We start from the raw sequence: 20391 nt of genomic DNA, 5'->3' as shown, positions 1-20391 counted from the left end.
CATGTTCGTTCGCACGATCGCAGCCGTGGTCGCGATGTTCGCCGCTCTGATCATGGGCGCGTCCGTCGCGTCGGCGGCCCCGGCGAAGTACACGCACGCACAGGCGACCGCGCAGCTGCGCGCGGCCGGCATCGCCTGGGACTCGAGCGGCAACTGCAGCGACCGCAACCGGCCGAACTGCACGTCGTTCGAGCAGATCAACCAGACGACCATCGCGGGTGCCAAGACGTTCAAGAGCGCGTCGGGCTGTGCGCTGACCATCACCGGCGGCACGGAGACCGGCCACGCGTCGGGCACGTACTCGCACTGGAACGGGTACAAGGTGGACTACCGGCTGTCCAGCTGCGTCACGAACTACATCAAGGGCAGCTTCACGTCCATCGGCGGCAACAAGTGGCGCTCGAACGCGGGCAACGTCTACTACCTCGAGTCGAACCACTGGGACGTCACGTACCACAACTGCGGGTGCTGAGGTCTGGTTGCTGAACCGGGACTGTGCTTGTTGAAAGGAGGGGGAGCCGGTAGTAGTTGTCGGGTGACCACACTCGGCGCTGTCTACCGGCCTCAGCTTCCTCCCGAGAACCTGCGCTCCGTCGTCCTCGCCGCGGAGGAGTCCGGTGTGGACTCGTTGTGGTTGTGGGAGGACTGCTTCCTGGAGAGCGGCATCGCCTGCGCCTCCGCCGCCCTGGCCTGGACCTCCCGGCTCAAGGTCGGCGTCGGTCTGCTGCCGGTGCCGCTGCGCAACGTCGCGATCACCGCGATGGAGGCCGCGACGCTCGACCGGCTGTTCCCCGGCCGCGTGACCATCGGCGTCGGGCACGGCGTGCAGGACTGGATGGGCCAGGTCGGCGCGCGGGTGGCGTCGCCGCTGACGTTGCTGCGCGAGTACACCGGCGCGCTGAAGTCACTGCTGGCCGGCGAGCGGGTCACCGTCGAGGGCCGGTACGTGAAGCTCGACGGCGTCGCGCTGGACTGGCCGCCGCCCGCGCCGATGCCGATCTACGTGGGCGGGCACGGGCAGAAGACGCTGGACCTCGCGGGCGAGGTGGGCGACGGCACGATCCTCGACGCGTCGGTCGACGCCGGCGGGGTCAAGGCCATCAGGGCGACCCGCGAGCACCCCGTCGTCGTCTACGTCGAGACGGACTCGCGGGACAGGGCGTTCGTCACCGACCTGGTCTCCCAGGTGGCCGCGGCGGGCGCGACCAGCGTGATCTTGCAGCAGTCCGCCACGAGCGAGGACCCCGAAGGGTTCGTCCGCTTCGTCGGATCACTCGATGGAGTGAGTGCCTGACGTCGTCGATAACGGCGGGTTCCCCCTTGCGATGGATACGGTCATGGGCCTTTCGTCGCTGATCGGGGAGGTGTCCGTGCTCGGACGCAGAGACCGCCGGAGCGCTGAGCCGGACTGGGTCGTCGACCGCACGGCCGGTACCGCCGACCACCAGGCGCGGCTCGACCTCCTGCACGACGAGATGAAGACCCTGATCAAGACCGGTGCGGCGATCGTGGGCGGCGGGCAGGCCACCTACAACGGATCGGACGCGACCGGCCGCAGGCTGGTCGAGGACTGGACGGCGCTGATGCTGCGCTCGTACAACCTCGAAGCGGAGAACTGCCTGCGCATGCTGGGAGCCGGTGGCCTGGACGCGGCGAGGAGGCGGCTCGATCGCGCGGCGTCGGCGATCGAGCGCCTCAGCGGGACCGTCGGGCTCCGCCTCTCGCCGCGCTACCAGGCGTTGCGCACGCACGAGCTGGAGCTCACCGCCGACCACCTGCGGCGCAAGGCCGAGAGCCGCCGCACCCGCCGGATTGCTTCCTGACCCACGGGGTACCTCCCGCACATGGCTGAGGTGGCACTGAACGTCGAAGCGCCCGTCGACGCCGTCTGGGCGGTGCTCGCCGACGGCTGGTCCTACGCGGGCTGGGTGGTGGGCGCGTCGCACATCCGCGACGTCGACGAGGGCTGGCCTGGGGCCGGCACGCGGATCCACCACAGCGTGGGGCCGTGGCCGCTCGTCATCAGCGACACCACCGAGGTCGTGCGCTGCGAGCCCGGGGCGCTGCTCGAACTCGACGCGCGGCTGTGGCCCGCCGGGGCCGCGCGCATCACGTTCACCCTGATGGCGCGGTCCGAGGCGCTCACCGAGGTGCGCATGGCCGAGCGGGTCGTGCGCGGGCCGTCGACGCTGATGCCGAAGGTCGTGCAGGACGTCCTGCTGGCCCCGCGCAACAAGGAGACGTTGCAGCGTCTCGACGACCTGGCGAAGGGCCGTCAGTAGATCGTCTTGTTGAGGCCCTGGACCAGCACCCGGTAGAGCTCACCGGCACCACCCCAGCGGGCCAGCGCCGCCCGTGCCGCGTTCGCGCCCGCCGCGCCGTGCACGCCGCCGCCCGGCCACGCCGACGAGCCCGTCAGGTAGAGGCGGTCGAACGGGGTGTCCGCGCGGCCCAGACCGGGCACCGGCCGGAACACGAGCTGCTGGTGGATCGCCGCCGTGCCGCCGTTGACCGAGCCGATCTGGTCGGGACCGAGCACCGAACGGCCCTGGATGAGCGCGCGGAAGCCGGGTGCGCGTTCCTCGATCATCAGCTCCAGGCGGTCGGCGCGGCGCTTGAGCCGGTCCGGCGTCCAGCCCCCGTTCAGCGGCACGTGCGTGTAGGCCCAGGCTGCCTCGGTGCCGGCGGGGGAGCGGGTCGGGTCGGTCGTCGTCATCTGGCCCAGGATCATGAACGGGTTGCGCGGCACCTTGCCGCACGCCAGCTCGTGCGCGACGGTCGCGAGTCCGTTGACGTCGCCGCCCAGGTGGACCGTGCCCGCCTGCGACGCCTCCGCGTTGGCCCACGGGATCGGGCCCGAGAGCGCCCAGTCGACCTTGATCGTGTCGCCGTCCCACTGGAACCGCTTGAGGTCCTCCGCGAGCTTCGACGGCAGCGCGTCGCCGCCGATCAGGTCGAGGTACAGCCTGGGGGCGGGCACGTCGGCGAGCACCGCACGCCGTGCGCGCACCACCGAGCCGTCCTCCAGACGCACACCAACGGCGACACCGCGCGCGTGCAGCACGCCGGTGACGCGCGCGCCGGTCTCGATGCGGCCGCCGAACCTGCGGACCAGCGACGCGGTCAGCTCCCGCGCGCCGCCGCGGGGCACCGGGTTGCCGACGTCCTGGCCGAGCATGGCCAGCAGCCAGCCGAAGCCCGCGCCGCCGGCCTGGTCGGGGCCCAGGTCCGAGTGCATCGTGTTGCCCGCCAGCAACAACCGGGCACCCTCACCGGCGAAGAGCTCCTCGCCGAGGCGCCGCACGGGCTGGGTCAGCAGGCGCGTCAGCCGCAGCGTGTCGCCCAGGCCCAGTGTGCGCAGCAACGACAGCCCGCCGCGCACGGGCGGGAACGGGCGCAGCAGACCCTCCAGCACGCCGTCGCGCACCTGGCGCCAGCGCGCGTACTCGGCCTGCCACGCGTCGGCGTCGGAGTGGGCGAACGCGCCCACGGACTTCGCGGTGACGTCGACGTCACGAGAGAGGAGCGCGACGCGATCGTCCGGCAGCACATGGGCCAGCACGGCCGGTGCGTGCTGCCACTGCACGTCGAGGTTCAACGCGCCGATGACCGGCGAACCGAGACCGAGGGGGTAGAACGCGCTGTAGACGTCGTTCGTGAAGCCGGGAGCGGTGATCTCGGCCGAGGTCACGGCACCGCCCGGTGTGTCGCGCTGTTCCAGGACCAGCACGTCCCAGCCCGCGTCCGCCAGCAGGGTCGCGGCGACCAGCCCGTTCGGACCGGAGCCGATGACGACCGCGTCGACCTCGTTCACGCACGTCCTCCCATTGCCGTCATGACCTCGCGCAGCACATCACGCGCGTCGTGTCCGGGCCACCATTTCAGATCCTCGTGTGCTCGTGTGGTGTTCACGAGCGGTGCCTGGTCGGCCATCCGGACCCATTCCGGGGTCAGGGGCTGCAGCCCGAGGCGCGCCGTGGCGCCCGCGAGCTTCTCGATCACCGCGTACGGCACCGGCAACCGGGCCGCGCCCACCCGGTCCGCGATCATCGGCGCGGTCAGCACCGGTTCGGCGGCGAGGTTGAAGGCGCCCAGCGCCTTGCGCTCCACGATCGCCGCGATCGCGCGCGCCACGTCGTCCGCGTGCACGAGCTGCAGGCGCAGGTCGTTCCACAGGGGGATCGGCAGGTACGGCAGCAGCTTCGGCGGGAGCAGCGGGCTGACCAGCCAGCGGCGGATCTTCGCTGCGGCGGACGCCTGCCCGATGCCGCACGGGCGGATGACCGCGCACGGCAACGGGTAGCGCCGGACCATCTCCTCCAGCCGCACCTTGTGCGCGCTGTAGTCGTTGCCCTCGATGCCCGTCAGCGCCCACGACTCGTCGACCCTCGACCAGCGCTCCGCCGGGCCGTACGCGGCGACCGAAGAGGCAATGATCAGGTGGCCGACCGACTCCTTCGCGCACGCGGCGAGGACGTGCTCGCTGCCGTCGACGTTGGTCTGGCGATCAGCGGGCTTGATCGCCCACGCCAGGTGCACCACCACGTCGGCACCGCGGAAAGCGTCACGCAGTGACGAGAGAGTGCGCACGTCGACACGGGCGTCCTCGAAGTCCAGATGGCGGCGCAGCGCGCTGCCGACGTTGCCGGAGGCCCCGGTGACGACGATTTTCACGCCGCCGGGATACCCGCGATGTGACCGATCACGCGTATCTCATTTCGTTCGGCACCGAAGAGCTAGCACACTCCGTAACCGAGCGGTAGTTACTTGAACCTTACGGCGCTGTGTTCCGTAGCACATAAGGAGGCATTATGTGTGCCCCCGCCCAATACTGAGCTACCGCTTAGTATGTGTCGATCATTTGGACAAGGACCTCTGCATGCCCCTCCGCCGTGTACTGCCCTCCGCCGCCTTGGCGTTAGCCGTCCTGGTGGCCGGCTGTGGCGCAAAGGAAGATGCGAAGGCCCAGGTCAAGACCGGGCCGGGCGTTACCGACGACACGATCTCGCTCGGCATCCTCACGGACATGACAGGGCCGTTCAAAGCCTCCGCGCTGACCCGCATGAAGGGCTACGAGCTGTACCTGAAGCAGGTCAACGACCGCGGTGGCATCTGCGGTCGCAGGATCGAGCTCAAGCAGAAGGACCACGCGTACGACGTCCAGAAGGCGCTCGACGCCTACTTCGACCTGGAACCGCAGGTCCTGGGCCTGCTGGAACTCGCGGGCACGCCGATGACGGCCGCGATCGAGCCCGACATCATGCAGACCAGGACACTGACCGCCCCCGCGTCGTGGGCCGCGTCGCTGCTCGGCAACCCGCACATGATGATCGTCGGCACCACGTACGACCTCGACGTCATCAACGGACTTGATCACTACAAGCGTCGTGGTGTGATCAAGGACGGCGACACCGTCGGTCACGTGTACGCCCAGGGCAGCTACGGCGACAACGCCGTCGAGGGCAGCCGGTTCGTCGGGACGCAGTGGAACATGAAGATCGCCGAGCAGCCGATCGGCGAGACCACGGCCGACCTCACGCAGCAGATCGCCGCGCTGAAGGCCACGGGCGCGAAGGCCGTCGTGCTCAGCACCACCCCCGCCCAGACCGCCGCCGCCGTCGGTGTGGCCGCGGCGCTCAAGTGGGAGGTGCCGTTCATGGTCAACGTGGTCGGCTTCGACACCGCGATCCTCGACTCGCCGGTCGGCCCGGCCGTGGAGAAGCAGGTGTCCGTGGTGACGTCCGTGGCGCCGTTCACCGGCAGCCAGCCCGGCCCGCGCGAGGTGGCTGCGGCGTTCAACAAGTACTACCCGAACGACAAGCCGGCGATCTACGTTGACCACGGCTACACGGTCGCGAAGGTGTTCCTCTCGGTCATCGAGAAGGCATGCCAGAACGGCGACCTCTCGCGCGACGGCGTGCTGGACGCGTTCCACAGCACCAACGGCCTGGACACCCAGGGCCTGACCAGCGCGCTGCACTACTCGCTGGTGGGACGGCCTTCCGCGACGCAGTCCTACATCACGAAGGTCGACTCGAAGGCGCCCGGCGGTCTCACCACCGTCGAGGAACTGTTCGAGTCGGAGCTCGTGAAGATCAAGGGAACCCGAGCCAAATAGGCGCCAAATGAGAAACGGCCCCTCCCGAGCGCGGGAGGGGCCGTTTCCGTCGTCCTACTTGCCGAATCCGGCCTTGCGGAGCGCGTCCGCCATCGAGCCGCTCGCCGGCGGCGGGGAGGTGCGCTGCTGGCCACCACCGCGCTGCTGCCCGCCGCGCTGCTGCGGACGGCCGCCGCGGTCACGGCCACCGCCGCCACCGCCCTGCTTCGGAGCGGGCTTGCCCGGCTCGTCGGTCAGGCGCAGCGTCAGGCCGATGCGCTTGCGGGCCTCGTCGACCTCCAGCACCTTCACCCGCACCACGTCACCGGACTTCACGACGTCGCGCGGGTCCTTCACGTAGGTGTTCGACAGGGCGGAGATGTGCACGAGACCGTCCTGGTGCACGCCGATGTCCACGAACGCGCCGAACGCGGCCACGTTCGTCACGACGCCCTCCAGCACCATGCCGGGCTTGAGGTCGGCGATCTTCTCGACGCCGTCCGCGAAGGTCGCCGTCTTGAACGCCGGGCGCGGGTCGCGGCCGGGCTTCTCCAGCTCCTTCAGGATGTCCGTGACGGTCGGCAGACCGAACTGCTCGTCCACGAACTGCTCGGGCCGCACCTTCGTCAGCACCGCGGTGTTGCCGATCAGCTCGGCGCCGGCCGACTCCTGGATCCGCCGCACGACCGGGTACGCCTCCGGGTGCACCGAGGACGCGTCGAGCGGCTCGTCGCCCCCGCGGATCTTGAGGAAGCCCGCGCACTGCTCGAACGCCTTCGGGCCGAGCCGCGCCACCTCCATCAGCGACTTGCGGGTCTTGAACGGGCCGTTGGAGTCGCGGTGCAGCACGATGTTCTCCGCGAGGCCGGCGGTGATGCCGGAGACGCGGGTCAGCAGCGGCACGGACGCCGTGTTGAGGTCGACGCCGACCGCGTTCACGCAGTCCTCGACCACCGCGTCGAGCGAGCGCGACAGCTTCGACTCCGCCAGGTCGTGCTGGTACTGGCCGACGCCGATGGACTTCGGGTCGATCTTCACGAGCTCGGCCAGCGGGTCCTGCAGGCGGCGCGCGATCGAGACGGCGCCGCGGATCGACACGTCCAGGCCCGGCAGTTCGGACGAGGCGTAGGCCGACGCCGAGTAGACCGACGCGCCCGCCTCGGAGACCACGATCTTGGTCAGGTTGAGGTCGGGGTGGCGCTTGATCAGGTCGGCGGCCAGCTTGTCCGTCTCGCGCGACGCCGTGCCGTTGCCGATCGCGATCAGGTCGACGTTGTGCTGCTTGGACCACGCGGCGAGCTTCGCGATCGACTCGTCCCAGCGGTTCGCGGGCACGTGCGGCTGGATGACGCCGTGCGCGACGACCTTGCCGGTGGCGTCGACGATCGCGACCTTCACGCCCGTGCGGTAGCCGGGGTCGAGGCCCATCGTGGCGCGCGTGCCGGCCGGGGCGGCCAGCAGCAGGTCGCGCAGGTTCGACGCGAACACCTTCACGGCCTCGTCCTCGGCGAACGCCCGCAGGCGGCCGCGCAGGTCGATGCCGAGGTGCACGAGGATGCGCGTGCGCCACGCCCAGCGGACGGTGTCGGTGAGCCACTTGTCACCGGGACGGCCCTGGTCGTCGATGCCGAAGCGGGACGCGATGCGCACCTCGAAGGTCGAGGGACCCTCCTCGCGCGGCTCCTCCGGCTCCAGGACGAGGTCGAGGACCTCCTCCTTCTCGCCGCGGAACAGCGCCAGGATGCGGTGCGACGGCAGCTTGGCGAACGGCTCGTCGAACTCGAAGTAGTCGGAGAACTTGGCGCCGTCGGTCTCCTTGCCCTCGCGGACCTTGGAGACGACGCGGCCGCGCGTCCACATCTGCTCGCGCAGGTCGCCGATCAGGTCGCCGTCCTCGCCGAACCGCTCGACCAGGATGGCCCGCGCGCCCTGCAGGGCGGCCGCGGCGTCCGCGACCTCCTTCGCCGGGTCGACGAACCTGGCGGCTTCCTCCTGCGGGTTCAGACCAGGATCACCCAGAAGTGCGTCGGCGAGCGGTTCGAGACCGGCCTCCTTCGCGATCTGGGCCTTGGTGCGGCGCTTCTGCTTGTACGGCAGGTAGAGGTCCTCCAGCCGCGCCTTCGATTCGGCGGCGAGGATCTGCGCTTCGAGGGCGTCGTTCAGCTTGCCCTGCTCGCGGATGGAGTTGAGGACGGCCGCCCGGCGCTCCTCCAGTTCGCGCAGGTAGCCGAGGCGTTCCTCGAGCGTGCGCAGCTGGGCGTCGTCGAGACCGCCGGTCGCCTCCTTGCGGTAGCGGGCGACGAACGGGACGGTCGCGCCACCGTCGAGGAGTTCGACAGCAGAGCCGACCTGGCCTGCGGCCACTCCGAGCTCGTCAGCGATCTTCTGGTGGATGAGCGTTGTCACAGCGCGCCATTCTGCCCGCTGCCGGATTCGACGTGGCACGGTGTCCTTCATGACCATCGCCGCGGTCGTCCCATCACTGCTGTCGGGCCTGGAAGTTCCCGGCGCCGACAACACGCTCGGCCTGCCACCGGCCCGGCGTGTCGTCCTGCTGCTCGTCGACGGCCTCGGCCACGAGCTGCTGCGCACGTACGCCTCGCACGCGCCGTTCTTGGCGGGCCTGCCCGGCAGGGAGATCTCCGCCGGGTTCCCGTCGTCGACCGCCACGAGCCTCGCCTCGGTCGGCACCGGGCTGCTCTCCGGCGAGCACGGCATCGTCGGCTACACGTTCGCGGTGGGCGACGAGGTGCTCAACTCGCTGACCTGGTCGAGGGCCGGCGACCACCGCCACGACCTGCGCAAGGCGCTCGTGCCCGAGGTCGTGCAGCCGCACCCGACGCTGTTCGAACGCGCGGCGGCGGCCGGGGTCGCGGTCAGCGCGGTCGCCCCGCTGCTGCACCGGGGCAGCGGGCTGACGAGGGCGGTGCTGCGCGGGTCGTGGTTCCGCGGCGCCGCCGGGTTCGGCGACCTCGCCCTCGGAGCCGTGGCGGCCGTCCAGCAGGACCGGTCGTTCTGCTACGCCTACCACGCCGACCTCGACACGATCGGGCACATCTACGGGCCCGGCTCCGAGGAGTGGTTGCTGCAGCTGGAGTTCGTGGACTCGCTGGCGTCCAGGATCGCTTCCCGGATGCCCGAAGACTCGCTGCTCGTCGTGACGGCGGACCACGGCATGGTCACCGCGGACGAGCGGATCGACTTCGACACGGAACCGCTGCTGTGGCAGGGAGTCCGGGTGATCGCCGGTGAGCCTCGGGTGCGGTACCTGCACACCGAGAGCGACGAGGTGCTGTCCGTGTGGCGGGAGTTCCTCGGTGACCGGGCGGACGTGCTGACGCGCGAGGACGCGGTGGAGGCCGGGTGGTTCGGGCCGGTCAGCCCGCTGGCGGCCGACCGGATCGGCGACGTCGTGGTGGCGATGAGGGACTCCGCGGTGCTGCTGCGCGGCCAGGCCGAGCCCACGTGGAACGCCATGACGGGGTTCCACGGTTCGCGGACCAGGGCGGAGATGGCGATCCCGCTCCTCATCCACTCAGTGACTTCAGTGTAGACCGAACTCAGCCTTCGTCGCTGGTCAGCCTTAGGATCACCGGACGTGACGATCGAACTGCCTGGACCAGTCGCCTTCGTGCTCGGAGGCGGCGGAAGCCTCGGTGCCGCGCAGGTCGGCATGCTGCGCGCGTTGCGGGAGCACGGCGTGCGGCCCGACCTGGTGGTCGGCACCTCGGTCGGGTCGGTCAACGGCTCGTTGCTCGCCCTGGACCCGGACAAGGCCGCGGAACGGCTGGCGGTGCTGTGGGAGGGCATGACGCGGCAGCGGGTGTTCCCCGGCGGTCCGATCGCGCAGCTGAGGTCGTTGCGCACCAACAAGACCTACCTCTTCCCGAACACAGGCCTGGCGCACGTGCTGTCCGAGGGGCTCGACGGGTGTGCGTCCTTCGCCGATCTGGCGCTGCCGTTCGGGGCGGTGTCGGTGAACGGCGTGACCGGCGAGGCCGTGAACATCACCGAGGGCGAGCTGATCCCCGCGATCCTCGCCAGCGCGGCGATCCCCGGGGTCTACCCGCCTGTGCGCATCGGCGAGCAGGTGCTCTACGACGGGGGTGTGCTGGCGAACGTGCCGATCCGGCAGGCGCTCGCGATGGGCGCGAAGTCGTTGGTGGTGCTGGACTGCGCGTTCCCCGGTCACCTGCCCGCCGTGCCGGAGACGCTGGCCGAGACGTTGCTGTTCTGGGCGACGCTGGGCATGCGCAACCAGGCCGTGCTGGAGGTGGAGCTGGCGTCGCAGAGCGCACCCGTGCTCTACCTGCCCGGACCGCCCGTGCAGGCGGTGACGCCGCTGGACTTCTCGCACACCGCGGAACTGGTCGAGGCCTCCTACCTGGCCTCGACCACGTTCCTCACGACGCTGGAGTTCGCCGGTGCGGGGCTGTACGGGCACCCGTCACACGGATAGGGCGCTGAACTGGCCTGCCGGGCGCTTGAGGCCGTAGTGCTCGCGCAGGGTGCTGCCGGTGTACTCGGTGCGGAACAGGCCGCGTTCGCGCAGGATCGGCAGGACCTCGTCCGCGAACCGCTCCAGGCCGGACGGCAGCACGGCGGGCATGATGTTGAACCCGTCGGCGGCGCCCGCGCTGTGCCACAGTTCGAGCTGGTCGGCGACCTGGACCGCGGTGCCGGTGAACGTCTTGTGGCCGCGTCCGCCGCCGAGCCTGCCGATCAGCTGCCGGACGGTCAGGTGTTCGCGCCGGGCCAGTTCGACGATCAGCGTGTACCGGGACTTGGCGCCCTCGATCGCGGTCTCGTCCGGGAGGTCGGCGGGCAGTTCCTCGTCCAGTTCCAGGTGGTCGACCTTGAGCAGGCCCGCGAGCTGCTTCGCCGCGTGCTCCGGGACGATCAGCCGTTCCAGTTCGGCGTCGAGCTCGTGCGCTTCCTCTTCCGTGGAGCCGATCACCGGGACCAGGCCGGGCAGGATCTTGACCTCGTCCGGGTCGCGGCCGAACTCGATCGCCCGGCGCTTGACGTCCTGGTAGAACGCGACGGCGTCCTCCAGGGTCTGGTGCGCGGTGAAGACGGCCTCGGCGTGCCTCGCGGCGAAGTCTCTGCCGTCCTCGGAGCTGCCGGCCTGGACCAGCAACGGGTGGCCCTGGGGTGAGCGCGGGACGTTGAGCGGCCCGCGGACCCTGAAGTGCGGGCCGACGTGGTCGATGGTGTGGACGCGGTCGTCCCTGGCGTGCACGCCGTTCGCCTTGTCGGCGACGATCGCGTCGTCGTCCCAGGAGTCCCAGAGCTTCTTGGACACCTCCACGAACTCGGCCGCCCGGTCGTAGCGGGTGAGGTGGGCCGGCTGGGCGTCGAGGCCGAAGTTCCGCGCCGCGTCGTCGCCCGCCGTCGTGACGATGTTCCAGCCCGCGCGGCCACCGCTCACGTGGTCGAGGCTCGAGAACCGGCGGGCGAGGTTGAACGGTTCGTTGTAGGTGGTGGACGCGGTCGCGATCAGGCCGATCCTCGTGGTGACGGCGGCGATCGCGGTCAGCAGGATCGTCGGTTCGATCTTCCCGGACGGGCGGCGGCTCGGGTTTCCCCACAGCACCGGGGAGTCCGCGAGGAAGACCGAGTCGAACTTGGCCTCCTCGGCGATGCGCGCGATGCGTTGGTGGTAGGCGATGTCGATGTGCGCCAGCGGTTCCGACTCGGGCAGGCGCCACGACGCCTCGTGGTGGCCGGTGTCGTGCAGGAACAGGTTGAGGTGGAGCGTCATGCGGCTACTCCGATGCCGAGTGCGGACAACAGGTGCGTGCGGTCGGCGTCGTGCGCCGGGAGGTCGAGGCCGATGCGGCCCTCCTGCAGGACGACCACGCGGTCGGCGAGTTCAAGAGCCTCGTCGACGTCGTGCGTGACCAGCAGGACGGCGGGCCGGTGCTTCGCGCAGAGCTCGCGCAGCAGGTCGTGCATCTTGATGCGGGTCAACGCGTCCAGCGCGCCGAACGGTTCGTCGGCCAGCAGCAGCCGGGGTTCGCGGACGAGGCAGCGGGCCAGTGCGACGCGTTGCTGTTCACCGCCGGAGAGTTCGGCCGGCCAGGCGCGTTCTCGGCCCTGGAGCCCGACCTCCTCCAACGCGGCCTTGCCCTTGCCGGGTTTCACGCCGAGTTCGACGTTGTCGAGGACCCGCAGCCACGGCAGCAGCCTGGAGTCCTGGAACGCCACGGCGACCTCGTTCGGCACTTCGAGCTCGCCGCTGCCGGTCACGTCGTGGTCGAGTCCGGCGATGGCCTTGAGCAGCGTCGACTTGCCGGAGCCGCTGCGGCCGAGCAGCGCCACGAACTCGCCGGGCGCGATGGTGAGGTCGAGGTCGTCGAGGACCTTGCGGTCCTGGAACTGCCTCGTGAGTCCGCTCACCCGGACAGCGTGCGTCGCCATGCCAGCGCCCTCCGTTCGACGACGCGCAGCAGTGCGTCGGAGACGAACCCGAACAGGCCGTAGACGACGAGGCCGACGACGATCACGTCGGTCTGGCCGTAGTTCTGGGCCTGGAACATCAGGTAGCCGATGCCGCTGGTCGCGTTGATCTGCTCCAGCACCACCAGCGACAGCCAGGACGCGGTGACCGCGAGCCGCAGCCCGAGGAAGAAACCGGGCAGCGCGCCGGGGAAGACGACCTTGCGCACGTACTGGGACCGTTTCAGGCCAACGGCCTCCGCCAGTTCGACGTACCGGCTGTCGATGCCGGTGAGCGCCGAGTACGTCTGCAGGTACATGATCGTCGCGATGGTCACGGCGATCACGACGATCTTGAACTCCTCGCCGATGCCGAGCCAGAGGATCAGCAGCGGGATCAGGCCGAGCGACGGGATCGCGCGCTTGACCTGGACCGTGCCGTCGATCAGCGCCTCGCCCACGCGGCTGAGCCCACTCGCGATCGCCAGCAACGTTCCCGCTGTGGCGCCGAAGAAGAAGCCCAGCGCGGCGCGTTGCAGCGAGGTGAGGATGCTCTCCGGCAGCTTCCCGTTCTCCGTAAGCTCGATTCCTGTTCGGACGATCGTCCACGGCGCGCTGAGGATGCGCGGGTCCAGCGCGCCGGTCGCCGACGCGATGCTCCACACGGTGATGATCAGGGCCGGGCCGAGGACCCGTCCGTACGGGATGGGTTTGCCGAGTCCGAGGCGCCTGCGGCGGGTCGGGGTCGCCGGCGTGGTGAGCGCGGCGGGGCGTTCGAGGACCTGGGTCATGTCCGGCTCCGGTACTTGGCGTCGACGGCCTCGGCGGCGATCTTCTCGAACCGGCGGTCGAAGAGCTCGGTGACGTCGAACTTCTCGACGAAACCGCCCTCTGCCAACAGGTCCGCTGTCTCCTGCTCCCACTGGACCGCGCGGTCCCAGTTCGTCGGGAAGGTCAGCGGCGGCTGGGACCGCACGATCCGGTCGCCGTCGGCCTTGGAGACGTTCTGGTCCTTCACGTAGTAGTGGTCGACCCACTGGTCGGGGTTCTCGTAGCTCCACACGGTTCCGCGCGCCCAGAACGGGATGAACGCCTTGATCGCGGCGAGCTTCGCCTGGTCGTTGAGGACGTCGACCGGTGCCCACAGGACCGTGAGGAGGTCGACGGAGTTCATCTCGATCGCCCGCGCGTCCGGGTACTGGCCGAGGTACTTGGTGAGCTGGGGCTCGGCCAGCACGGCGACGTCGACCTGCCCTGCCTGCACGGCGGTGAGGAACTGGTTGCTGGTCAACGGGATCAGCTCGACGTCGGTGATCTTGAGGCCGAGTTCCTTGAGCGTGCGGAGCACCACGACGCCCTGGGCCTGGCCCTGGCTGAACGCGATCTTCTTGCCCTTGAAGTCTTGTAGCGACCTGATGGGCGAACCCGGTTTGGTGGCGTAGGTGTAGAGGGGCTTGTCGCGTTCGCCGACGGCGACGATCTTGGTGGCGAGCCGCGTGGCCTGCGCCTGGATCGGCGGGATGCCCGCGTTGGCACCGAGGTCGACCGACCGGGCGCGGAACGCCTGGATGACGTCCGGACCGGCCTGGATGTTCGGCCAGTCGGTGACCTGGAACGGGAGCTTGCCCAGCTCACCGCTCGCTTCGAGCTGCTTGAGCGTGCTGCGGATGGAGATCGACAGCTTGGTGTCCGGCGGTGGGGCCGTGGTGGGCAGGTCGCCGAGGACCTGGGTGGTGGTGCCGCCGCCCGCGGAGCACCCCGCGGCACCGAGAGCCGCGAGGCCGAGCAACAGGGAACGTCTGGTCAGCATCGGGTCACACCTGGCCGATCGTGTGGTAGGAGCCGTCGTGGTAGAGCAGAGGAGGGGAGGAGTCGGAGACGTCGCTGTCGATGACCCTGGCGATGACGACCGTGTGGTCGCCGATCTCGATGAGGCGGTGGGTCTCGGCGCGCAGCCAGTTGGACCCGGTGATCACGGGGTCGCCGCCGTCGAGCCGGTGCCAGTGGTCGCCGGCGAACCTGTCGATGCCGCTGGTGGCGAACGTCCGCGCGACCTCTTCCTGGTGTGCGGTCAGGAAGTTGACGACGATCGTGCGCGCGATGTTGATGTGCTGCCAGCTCGACGACGTGCGCGCGATGCCGAACGACAGCAGCGGCGGGTCGAGCGACAGGGACGTTAGCGACGTGGCGGTGAAGCCGACCGGTCCGTGCTCGGCGTCGGCGGTGATCACCACGACCCCGGCCGCGTGCCGGCGGAACGCCTGCTTGAAGTCGGCGCCCGGCAGGACCGCGGTCATCAGTCGACCCTCACGGCGTGGTCGGCGGTGAAGGGGCGCCCGGCGAGCAGCGTGGACTCGCGCCCGTCCGGTCCGACCGGGGTGTCGCCGACGATCGTGACGCGGTGCAGGGTGCGCCGGACGTCGAGGTGCTCCAGGTCGCGCGGCGCGAGGTGGGCGGTCGCGCGGTTGTCCCAGAACGCGACGCTGCCCGGCTCCCAGCGGAACCGCACGGTGTACTCGGGGCGGGTGATCTCGGAGTAGAGCAGGTCGAGGATCGCCTTGCTCTCCGCCGCGGAGACTCCTGTGACGTGGCTCGTGAAGCCGGGGTTGACGAACAGGCCCTTCTCGCCGGTGACGGGGTGCACGCGGACGACCGGGTGCTCGGCGACGAGCAGGTTGTCGTTGACGCGCTTGGCGTACGCGCCGTCCCCGACCTTCACCGAACCGCCGTAGCGGTGCTCGGCCCTGAGCCCGTCCACAAAGGACTTGAGTGGCGTGGAGAGCCCGTTGTACGCGGCGGTGAGGTTCGTCCACGTCGTGTCGCCGCCGATCTCGGGCACCACCTCGGCGCGCAGGATCGACGCGGCCGGCGGGTTCACCGCGGCGGTGACGTCGGTGTGCCAGCCGGAGAAGTAGCTGTACTGGCGCTTCTGGACCTGCTTGAACTCCTTGCCGTAACGCTCCTCGTAGCGGCGCGGGTCGATCGTGAAGATCTCCGGGAAACCGGTCGGCGGTGCCTCGTCGTGCGGGTGGGCGTAGGTGAGCTCGCCGAACTGGCGCCCGAACGCGATCTGGCTCGCGTGGTCCAGATCCTGGTCTCGGAAGAAAATCACCTTGTGCGCGTACAGTGCCTCGTGAATGATTTCCAGCTCGGCCGCGCGGAGAGGCTGAGAAATGTCGATGCCCGAGATTTCCGCACCGATGTGACCGGCGATCGGCTTGACGGTGGTGGTCTTTTCCTGAACTGAGGTCATGCTTTGATACTGCAGCTCAGGATATGTCTCTGTCTATTTTGTGCTCAGGGAAAATAAGTCGGCTGACCGTAGAGTTGGCTGAGCACGACGGCTCCGGCGGCCACGCTGAGCACGTTACGGCCGAAACTGCTTCGAATTACTTCCGTGCTGCGTGATCCGATTTCATCTGTCAACACCTCCCAGCATTCAGGAATGAACATCGAACCGACCTCGACCACGACGAGGAGGTCCGGGTTGATCACGTCGAGCAGCAGCCGCGTGGCCTGCCCGACCAGCCGGGCTCGTCCGCGCAGGAGGTCGAACGCCCGGCGGTCACCGCGTTCGGCGGCGGCGACCACGTCCATCACCAACGGCTCGCGCACGATGCCGAGCCGCACCGCCCGTTCGGCGATCGTCCTGTCCGCCACCGCCGCCTGCATGCACCCGGTGCCGCCGCAGGGGCAGGGCGTGTCGTCACCCCGCAGCCGGAGGTGCGCGATGTCGCCCGCCGCACCACCCGGCCCGCTGTGCACCACGCCGCCGGTGACGATGGCCGCGTCGACCACGTTGCCCACGAACAGGTGCACGAGGCTGGTGCGGGCTCTGGGGTCGTCCCCGAAGAGCTGCTCGGCCCGCGCGAGTGCCCTCGAGTGCGACTCGACCTGAACGGACGTGTCGAGCGCGGTGGTCAGAAACTCCTTGATGCGCACGTCTTTCCAGCCGAGCTGGCTGTGCTCGACGATCGTGCCGCCGTCCACGCGCCCGCCGGTGGCGACCCCGACCCCGAGCGGCACCCGGTCGTGCCGGCGCAGGAACGCGGGCACCCGTTCGGCGATCCTGCGCAGCGCCTGCCCGGCTTCCGGCCGGTCGTGCGTCTCGCGTTCCTCGGCGACCACCCGCCCGCGCAGGTCGACGAGCGCCAAAGTCGTGTGCCCGTAAGCGATGTGCACCCCGCACACCACGTGCCGGTCCACGTCGATGTCCACCGGCACGTGCGGCCGCCCGATCGTCACCCGCGGAATCCGGGTGTCGACCTCGCGCACCAGCCCGCGTTCGGCGAGCTCGGCGTACTGCTTGGTGACGGTGGCGGCGCTCAGTCCCGTCAGACGTGCGATGGTGCTGCGCGCGACGGGCCCGTGGTCCAGCACGGACCTGAGCACGGTGGCGGCGGTGCGGCTCACGCGGTCCCTCCCCTTCTCGCAGGGGTCGTCCGATTCCCGTTCAGGCGAGGGCGGGCACCGCACACATCGCGCTCGCCTGCCGACGGAGGTCGACGTGGCGGCGCGTGCAGAGCGCGGATGCCTGGGACATGCCCCGACTCTGACATCCCGCGCGGCCCCGGCCAAGGCCGCCCACGTGGTGGGACGTGGTCTGAACAGGTGAACGTTCGCCACACGGCCAACAACCGGCTGTCCAGGTGGGACCATCCCTGCACATCAGATCGCGCTTGGCGGACGCGGTCGCGGCAGAGGGGCACGCGACATGACGCCAGCGGAGACCGAGCTGCTCGACGAACTGGACAGGCTCGGGAGAGTCGAGTTCGACGGGCGCGACAGGGAGATCAGTGCCGAGTTCCTGGGGACACAACTGTTGCGCGGGAACGGTTCCCGGCCGCGCAAGCTGACCCTGCGCGACGTGACCGTCGTGGGAGAACTGGACGTGGAGGCGGGCGAGGTCGGGTTTCCCGTCGAGTTCGAGCGGTGCACGTTCGACCACGCGCCCAACCTGGAACAGGCGGCCATGGCCGGTCTCTACTTCTCGGACTGCCGGCTGCCGGGGCTGCGCGCCTCCCAGGTCCGGTTGCAGGACGGGTTGGCGTTGCGCGGCTGCACGATCAACGGGTGCGTGCAGCTCACCGGCGCCCACGTGTCCGGCCAACTGGACATGGACGACTGCGTGATCGACGGGCCGCGGGACGGCGCGTTGAAGGCGGACGGTCTCCGGGTGGACCTGGACGTCTACTGCTCGGGACGCTTCGCGGTGAACGGGCTGACGCACATGATCGGTGCCCACTTCGGTGGCCAGTTCATCTGTGACGGCTCGACCTTTCGCAACCCGGGCGGGGACAGGGCGCTGGACCTGAGCGGCCTCACGGTGGACGAGCACGTCTTCTGGTGCAACGGGTTCACCGCCGAGGGAGACGTGTTCCTGAGGGGTGCCACCATCGCCGGGCGCCTGATCTGCGACGGTGCGCACTTCAGCAGCCCCGGCAGGACCGCGCTGCTCGCGTACGGGATCACGGTGCGGCAGCAGGCGGAGTTCTCCACGGACTGCGTCGTCGACGGCGAGCTGAACCTGGTCGGCGGTCAGTTCGGCGCTTGGCTGAAGTTCACCGGCGGGAGGTTCTCCAATCCCGGAGGCGTGGCGCTCAACCTCACCCGCGCAGTCACCGCGCTGAACCTCGTCCTGCGCGAAGGCACGAACGTCCGCGGCGAGCTTCGTCTGGCAGGAGCGCGAATCGGCGGACTCCTGGGCGCACAGGGCGCACACCTCGACAACGAGGGCGGCGTGGCCCTGAACTGCTACGGGCTCAGGGTCAGCAGCGACCTCAGCCTCTCGGTCAGGGGCGATGAGCGCTTCCACGCGCACGGGCAGGTCGTGCTCAGCGATGCGCATGTCGGAGGCGACCTCGACTGCACGGGCGGGCGGTTCGACAGCGACGACGGGGAGGCGTTGACCGCCCGAGGCATCGACGTCGTCCGGGACATCAAGCTGTGCAAGCCCTTCGTGGCGCACGGCAAGGTCGATCTCGCGGGTGCGTCGGTCGAGGGGAAGATCGACTTCACCGGGGCGGAACTGGAGCACAGCGACGACGCGGTGCGGTGCGACCGGGTGAGGGTCGGTCATGCCGTCATCTTCGACAAGGTCCGGGCGAGCGGTCGCGTGCGGATGTGCGACGCGCGGATCGGTTCCGAACTCACCTTCTTCAAAGCGTCTCTTCGAGGCAAGAAGGCGCTGAAGCTCAGAGGCACCCAGGTTCGGGGTGCGTTGCGGTTGAAGTTCGCCGAGCGGCCTGCGGGGCGGATCGACCTGCGCCAGGCGCAGGCGGGGTCCTTCGGCGACAGCGAGACCGACTGGTCAGCCGGCAGCATGCTCGACGGGTTCGTCTACGGGGCGCTGCGCGAGAAGTCGATGGAGCTGGACAAGCGGCTCAGGTGGTTGCGTGACAGCCACCCGTACGTTCCTCAGGTGTACCTGCAGCTCGCGGCCACCTATGCGAGTGCCGGTCAGCACGACGAAGCGACAGATGTGCTGATGGCGAAGGAGGACGCTCGCCGCCGGACCCTGAGCGGCTTCTTCGGCAGGCTGCACAGGTCGGTGTGGTGGCTGCTCAGCCCGACCGTGGGATACGGCTACCGTCCCTTGCGGATCCTGTGGTGTCTCGGGGCGCTCACGCTGGTGGGCGGCTTCGTCTTCCACCTGCTGCGTCAGGACGCCGGCAACTTCGCCATCGCGAGGCCGCACCTGAGCGTCGGCTGGTTCGATCCGTGGCTCTACACCGTCGACCTGCTGCTGCCGATCATGAGCCTCGAACACAGCCAGCTCTGGGTGCCGCTACACGGCGCGCGGTGGGCGTCGCTGGCGTTCACCGTTCTCGGCTGGGTGCTCGCGGTCTGCCTCGTCACCGGGATCGGCCGGCTCTTCAAACGCGACGAGCGCTAGCAGTCGAGAACGCGTCCGATGTTGTGCTCGGCGATCGCCGTCATGGCGTCGCGGTGCGGGAAGCCGCCGTCCAGCAGCCGAAGCGGACCCTCCACAAGGGACAGGTGCTGCGCGAGCCGGTAGAACGACATCCGTGCCTGGTCCAGGCCGGTGGCCGGGCGGTGGTGGGAGCCGAACCGCAACTCCAGGAACACGTGCTCCCACTCGACGTCGAAGAACATCACGCCCTCGATGTCGATCAGCACCGGCCGTCCGTCCGTCACCAGCACGTGGTCGGGGCCCAGTTCGCCGTGGATCAGCGCGTACGTCGTGCGCGGCTCGACCGCCGCGTGCCGTTCACGCAGCTGTGCTTCCAGGCGGTCGCGCTCGGCGGCGATCCGCGGCACCCGTGCGCGACACGTCTCCAGGTGGCCGAGGGCCCGGTGCAGCACCACGTCCGGCACGGGTGGTGCGTCCAGTGGCCGCAGAGCGTTCGGGCGGCCGTAACGCGGGCTGGTGTGGCGGTGCACGGCCGCGAGGTCGTCCCACAGCCGTTCCAGCGCGTCGGCGTCGAACGCCTTCTCCAGGAACTCGCCGCCCAGGTCCTCGACCACGACGACGTCCGCGTCGGCCAGCACGAGCCTCGGCACGCACGCCCCGGCCTCGGACAGGGCGGTGTGGGCCGTGAGGAACAGGTCGCGTCCGCTCGCGTGGCCGAACAACGGATCCTCGTCGTGCTCTGGCCAGTAGTCCTCGGAAGCGCGCCACACGTACGCGATGCCCGTCGTGCCGTCGTCGAGCATCAGGCGGTAGACGCCCTTCTTGCTGCCGCCGCGCAGACGGGCCACGTCGCGCAGTTCGCGGCCGTACGCCGACCGCGCGACGTCCGCGAGATCGGCCACCCCCAGATGTGCCACGCTCCGCAACGCTAGTGGTGGCTGCGGTGCCAACACTTCTGGGGCGGGCGGACACGAACAGG

Annotated in this window: 19 protein-coding genes; 8 read left to right on the top strand and 11 right to left on the bottom strand. The window is 69.8% G+C overall.

Annotation, left to right across the window (positions count from 1 at the left end; genetic code table 11):
- The first annotated feature begins 1 nt into the window (after position 1).
- From ACFWN2_RS17565 to ACFWN2_RS17550, 4 genes are all read left to right on the top strand, one after another.
- A complete protein-coding gene (locus ACFWN2_RS17565; RefSeq protein WP_382428530.1) occupies positions 2-472 on the top strand; it encodes a hypothetical protein in 471 nt (156 codons plus the stop codon).
- Between the two features lie 63 nt (positions 473-535).
- Entirely contained in the window at positions 536-1294 is a 759-nt protein-coding gene (locus ACFWN2_RS17560) for an LLM class flavin-dependent oxidoreductase (RefSeq protein ID WP_382428529.1), read from the top strand.
- 43 nt (positions 1295-1337) lie between these two features.
- Positions 1338-1823, top strand: coding sequence for a DUF4041 domain-containing protein (locus ACFWN2_RS17555; RefSeq protein ID WP_382428528.1), 486 nt, complete (start codon positions 1338-1340; stop codon positions 1821-1823).
- Positions 1824-1844: 21 nt separating this feature from the next.
- Positions 1845-2282 carry an SRPBCC family protein gene (locus ACFWN2_RS17550; RefSeq protein ID WP_382428527.1) on the top strand — a complete coding sequence of 146 codons (438 nt, stop codon included), beginning with the start codon at positions 1845-1847 and terminating at the stop codon, positions 2280-2282.
- On the opposite strand, the gene ACFWN2_RS17545 is transcribed toward ACFWN2_RS17550, so the two are convergent.
- Together ACFWN2_RS17545 and ACFWN2_RS17540 are read right to left on the bottom strand one after the other, a co-directional pair.
- A complete protein-coding gene (locus ACFWN2_RS17545) occupies positions 2276-3814 on the bottom strand; it encodes a phytoene desaturase family protein (protein WP_382428526.1) in 1539 nt (512 codons plus the stop codon). The genes ACFWN2_RS17550 and ACFWN2_RS17545 overlap by 7 nt on opposite strands.
- Positions 3811-4674 (bottom strand): NAD-dependent epimerase/dehydratase family protein, encoded by an 864-nt coding sequence (locus ACFWN2_RS17540; RefSeq protein ID WP_382428525.1) that lies wholly within the window; start codon positions 4672-4674, stop codon positions 3811-3813. The genes ACFWN2_RS17545 and ACFWN2_RS17540 overlap by 4 nt, the downstream gene beginning before the upstream one ends.
- A gap of 205 nt (positions 4675-4879) precedes the next feature.
- On the opposite strand from ACFWN2_RS17540, the gene ACFWN2_RS17535 reads away from it, so the two are divergent.
- The gene (locus tag ACFWN2_RS17535; protein WP_382428524.1) at positions 4880-6118 is read left to right on the top strand and encodes an ABC transporter substrate-binding protein; all 1239 of its coding nucleotides are present in this window, start codon (positions 4880-4882) and stop codon (positions 6116-6118) included.
- A gap of 54 nt (positions 6119-6172) precedes the next feature.
- Here ACFWN2_RS17535 and ACFWN2_RS17530 read toward each other — a convergent pair whose 3' ends face one another.
- Positions 6173-8503 (bottom strand): Tex family protein, encoded by a 2331-nt coding sequence (locus ACFWN2_RS17530; protein ID WP_382428523.1) that lies wholly within the window; start codon positions 8501-8503, stop codon positions 6173-6175.
- A gap of 49 nt (positions 8504-8552) precedes the next feature.
- Between ACFWN2_RS17530 and ACFWN2_RS17525 the strand changes: the two genes are divergently transcribed.
- Together ACFWN2_RS17525 and ACFWN2_RS17520 are read left to right on the top strand one after the other, a co-directional pair.
- The gene (locus ACFWN2_RS17525; RefSeq protein ID WP_382428522.1) at positions 8553-9650 is read left to right on the top strand and encodes an alkaline phosphatase family protein; all 1098 of its coding nucleotides are present in this window, start codon (positions 8553-8555) and stop codon (positions 9648-9650) included.
- A gap of 45 nt (positions 9651-9695) precedes the next feature.
- Complete coding sequence (locus ACFWN2_RS17520) at positions 9696-10556, top strand: patatin-like phospholipase family protein (protein ID WP_382428521.1); 861 nt, start codon at positions 9696-9698, stop codon at positions 10554-10556.
- Here ACFWN2_RS17520 and ACFWN2_RS17515 read toward each other — a convergent pair.
- Genes ACFWN2_RS17515 through ACFWN2_RS17485 form a run of 7 tightly spaced genes read right to left on the bottom strand, consistent with a single transcriptional unit; the run spans position 10545 to position 16951 of the window.
- Entirely contained in the window at positions 10545-11861 is a 1317-nt protein-coding gene (locus ACFWN2_RS17515; protein ID WP_382428520.1) for an LLM class flavin-dependent oxidoreductase, read from the bottom strand. The genes ACFWN2_RS17520 and ACFWN2_RS17515 overlap by 12 nt on opposite strands.
- The gene (locus ACFWN2_RS17510; RefSeq protein WP_382428519.1) at positions 11858-12520 is read right to left on the bottom strand and encodes an ABC transporter ATP-binding protein; all 663 of its coding nucleotides are present in this window, start codon (positions 12518-12520) and stop codon (positions 11858-11860) included. Before ACFWN2_RS17510 ends, ACFWN2_RS17515 begins: the two co-directional genes overlap by 4 nt.
- The gene (locus ACFWN2_RS17505) at positions 12496-13329 is read right to left on the bottom strand and encodes an ABC transporter permease (protein WP_382428518.1); all 834 of its coding nucleotides are present in this window, start codon (positions 13327-13329) and stop codon (positions 12496-12498) included. Before ACFWN2_RS17505 ends, ACFWN2_RS17510 begins: the two co-directional genes overlap by 25 nt.
- Positions 13326-14348: an ABC transporter substrate-binding protein gene (locus tag ACFWN2_RS17500; protein WP_382428517.1), complete on the bottom strand. Its 1023-nt coding sequence runs from the start codon at positions 14346-14348 to the stop codon at positions 13326-13328. The genes ACFWN2_RS17505 and ACFWN2_RS17500 overlap by 4 nt, the downstream gene beginning before the upstream one ends.
- A 4-nt stretch (positions 14349-14352) precedes the next feature.
- Complete coding sequence (locus ACFWN2_RS17495; RefSeq protein ID WP_382428516.1) at positions 14353-14835, bottom strand: flavin reductase family protein; 483 nt, start codon at positions 14833-14835, stop codon at positions 14353-14355.
- Positions 14835-15791: a TauD/TfdA dioxygenase family protein gene (locus ACFWN2_RS17490; RefSeq protein ID WP_382428515.1), complete on the bottom strand. Its 957-nt coding sequence runs from the start codon at positions 15789-15791 to the stop codon at positions 14835-14837. Before ACFWN2_RS17490 ends, ACFWN2_RS17495 begins: the two co-directional genes overlap by 1 nt.
- A 44-nt stretch (positions 15792-15835) precedes the next feature.
- Entirely contained in the window at positions 15836-16951 is a 1116-nt protein-coding gene (locus tag ACFWN2_RS17485) for an ROK family protein (RefSeq protein WP_382428514.1), read from the bottom strand.
- A gap of 301 nt (positions 16952-17252) precedes the next feature.
- On the opposite strand from ACFWN2_RS17485, the gene ACFWN2_RS17480 reads away from it, so the two are divergent.
- Positions 17253-19433, top strand: coding sequence for a hypothetical protein (locus ACFWN2_RS17480; RefSeq protein ID WP_382428513.1), 2181 nt, complete (start codon positions 17253-17255; stop codon positions 19431-19433).
- On the opposite strand, the gene ACFWN2_RS17475 is transcribed toward ACFWN2_RS17480, so the two are convergent.
- Positions 19430-20329, bottom strand: a complete 900-nt coding sequence (locus tag ACFWN2_RS17475) for a phosphotransferase (protein ID WP_382428512.1) — start codon at positions 20327-20329, stop codon at positions 19430-19432. The genes ACFWN2_RS17480 and ACFWN2_RS17475 overlap by 4 nt on opposite strands.
- Between the last annotated feature and the right edge of the window lie 62 nt (positions 20330-20391).

The organism is Lentzea sp. NPDC058436 (assembly GCF_042721515.1).
Classification (GTDB): Bacteria; Actinomycetota; Actinomycetes; order Mycobacteriales; family Pseudonocardiaceae; genus Lentzea.
Note: the sequence above shows the minus strand (reverse complement) of the source record. Positions and strands in the feature narration are given on the sequence as shown.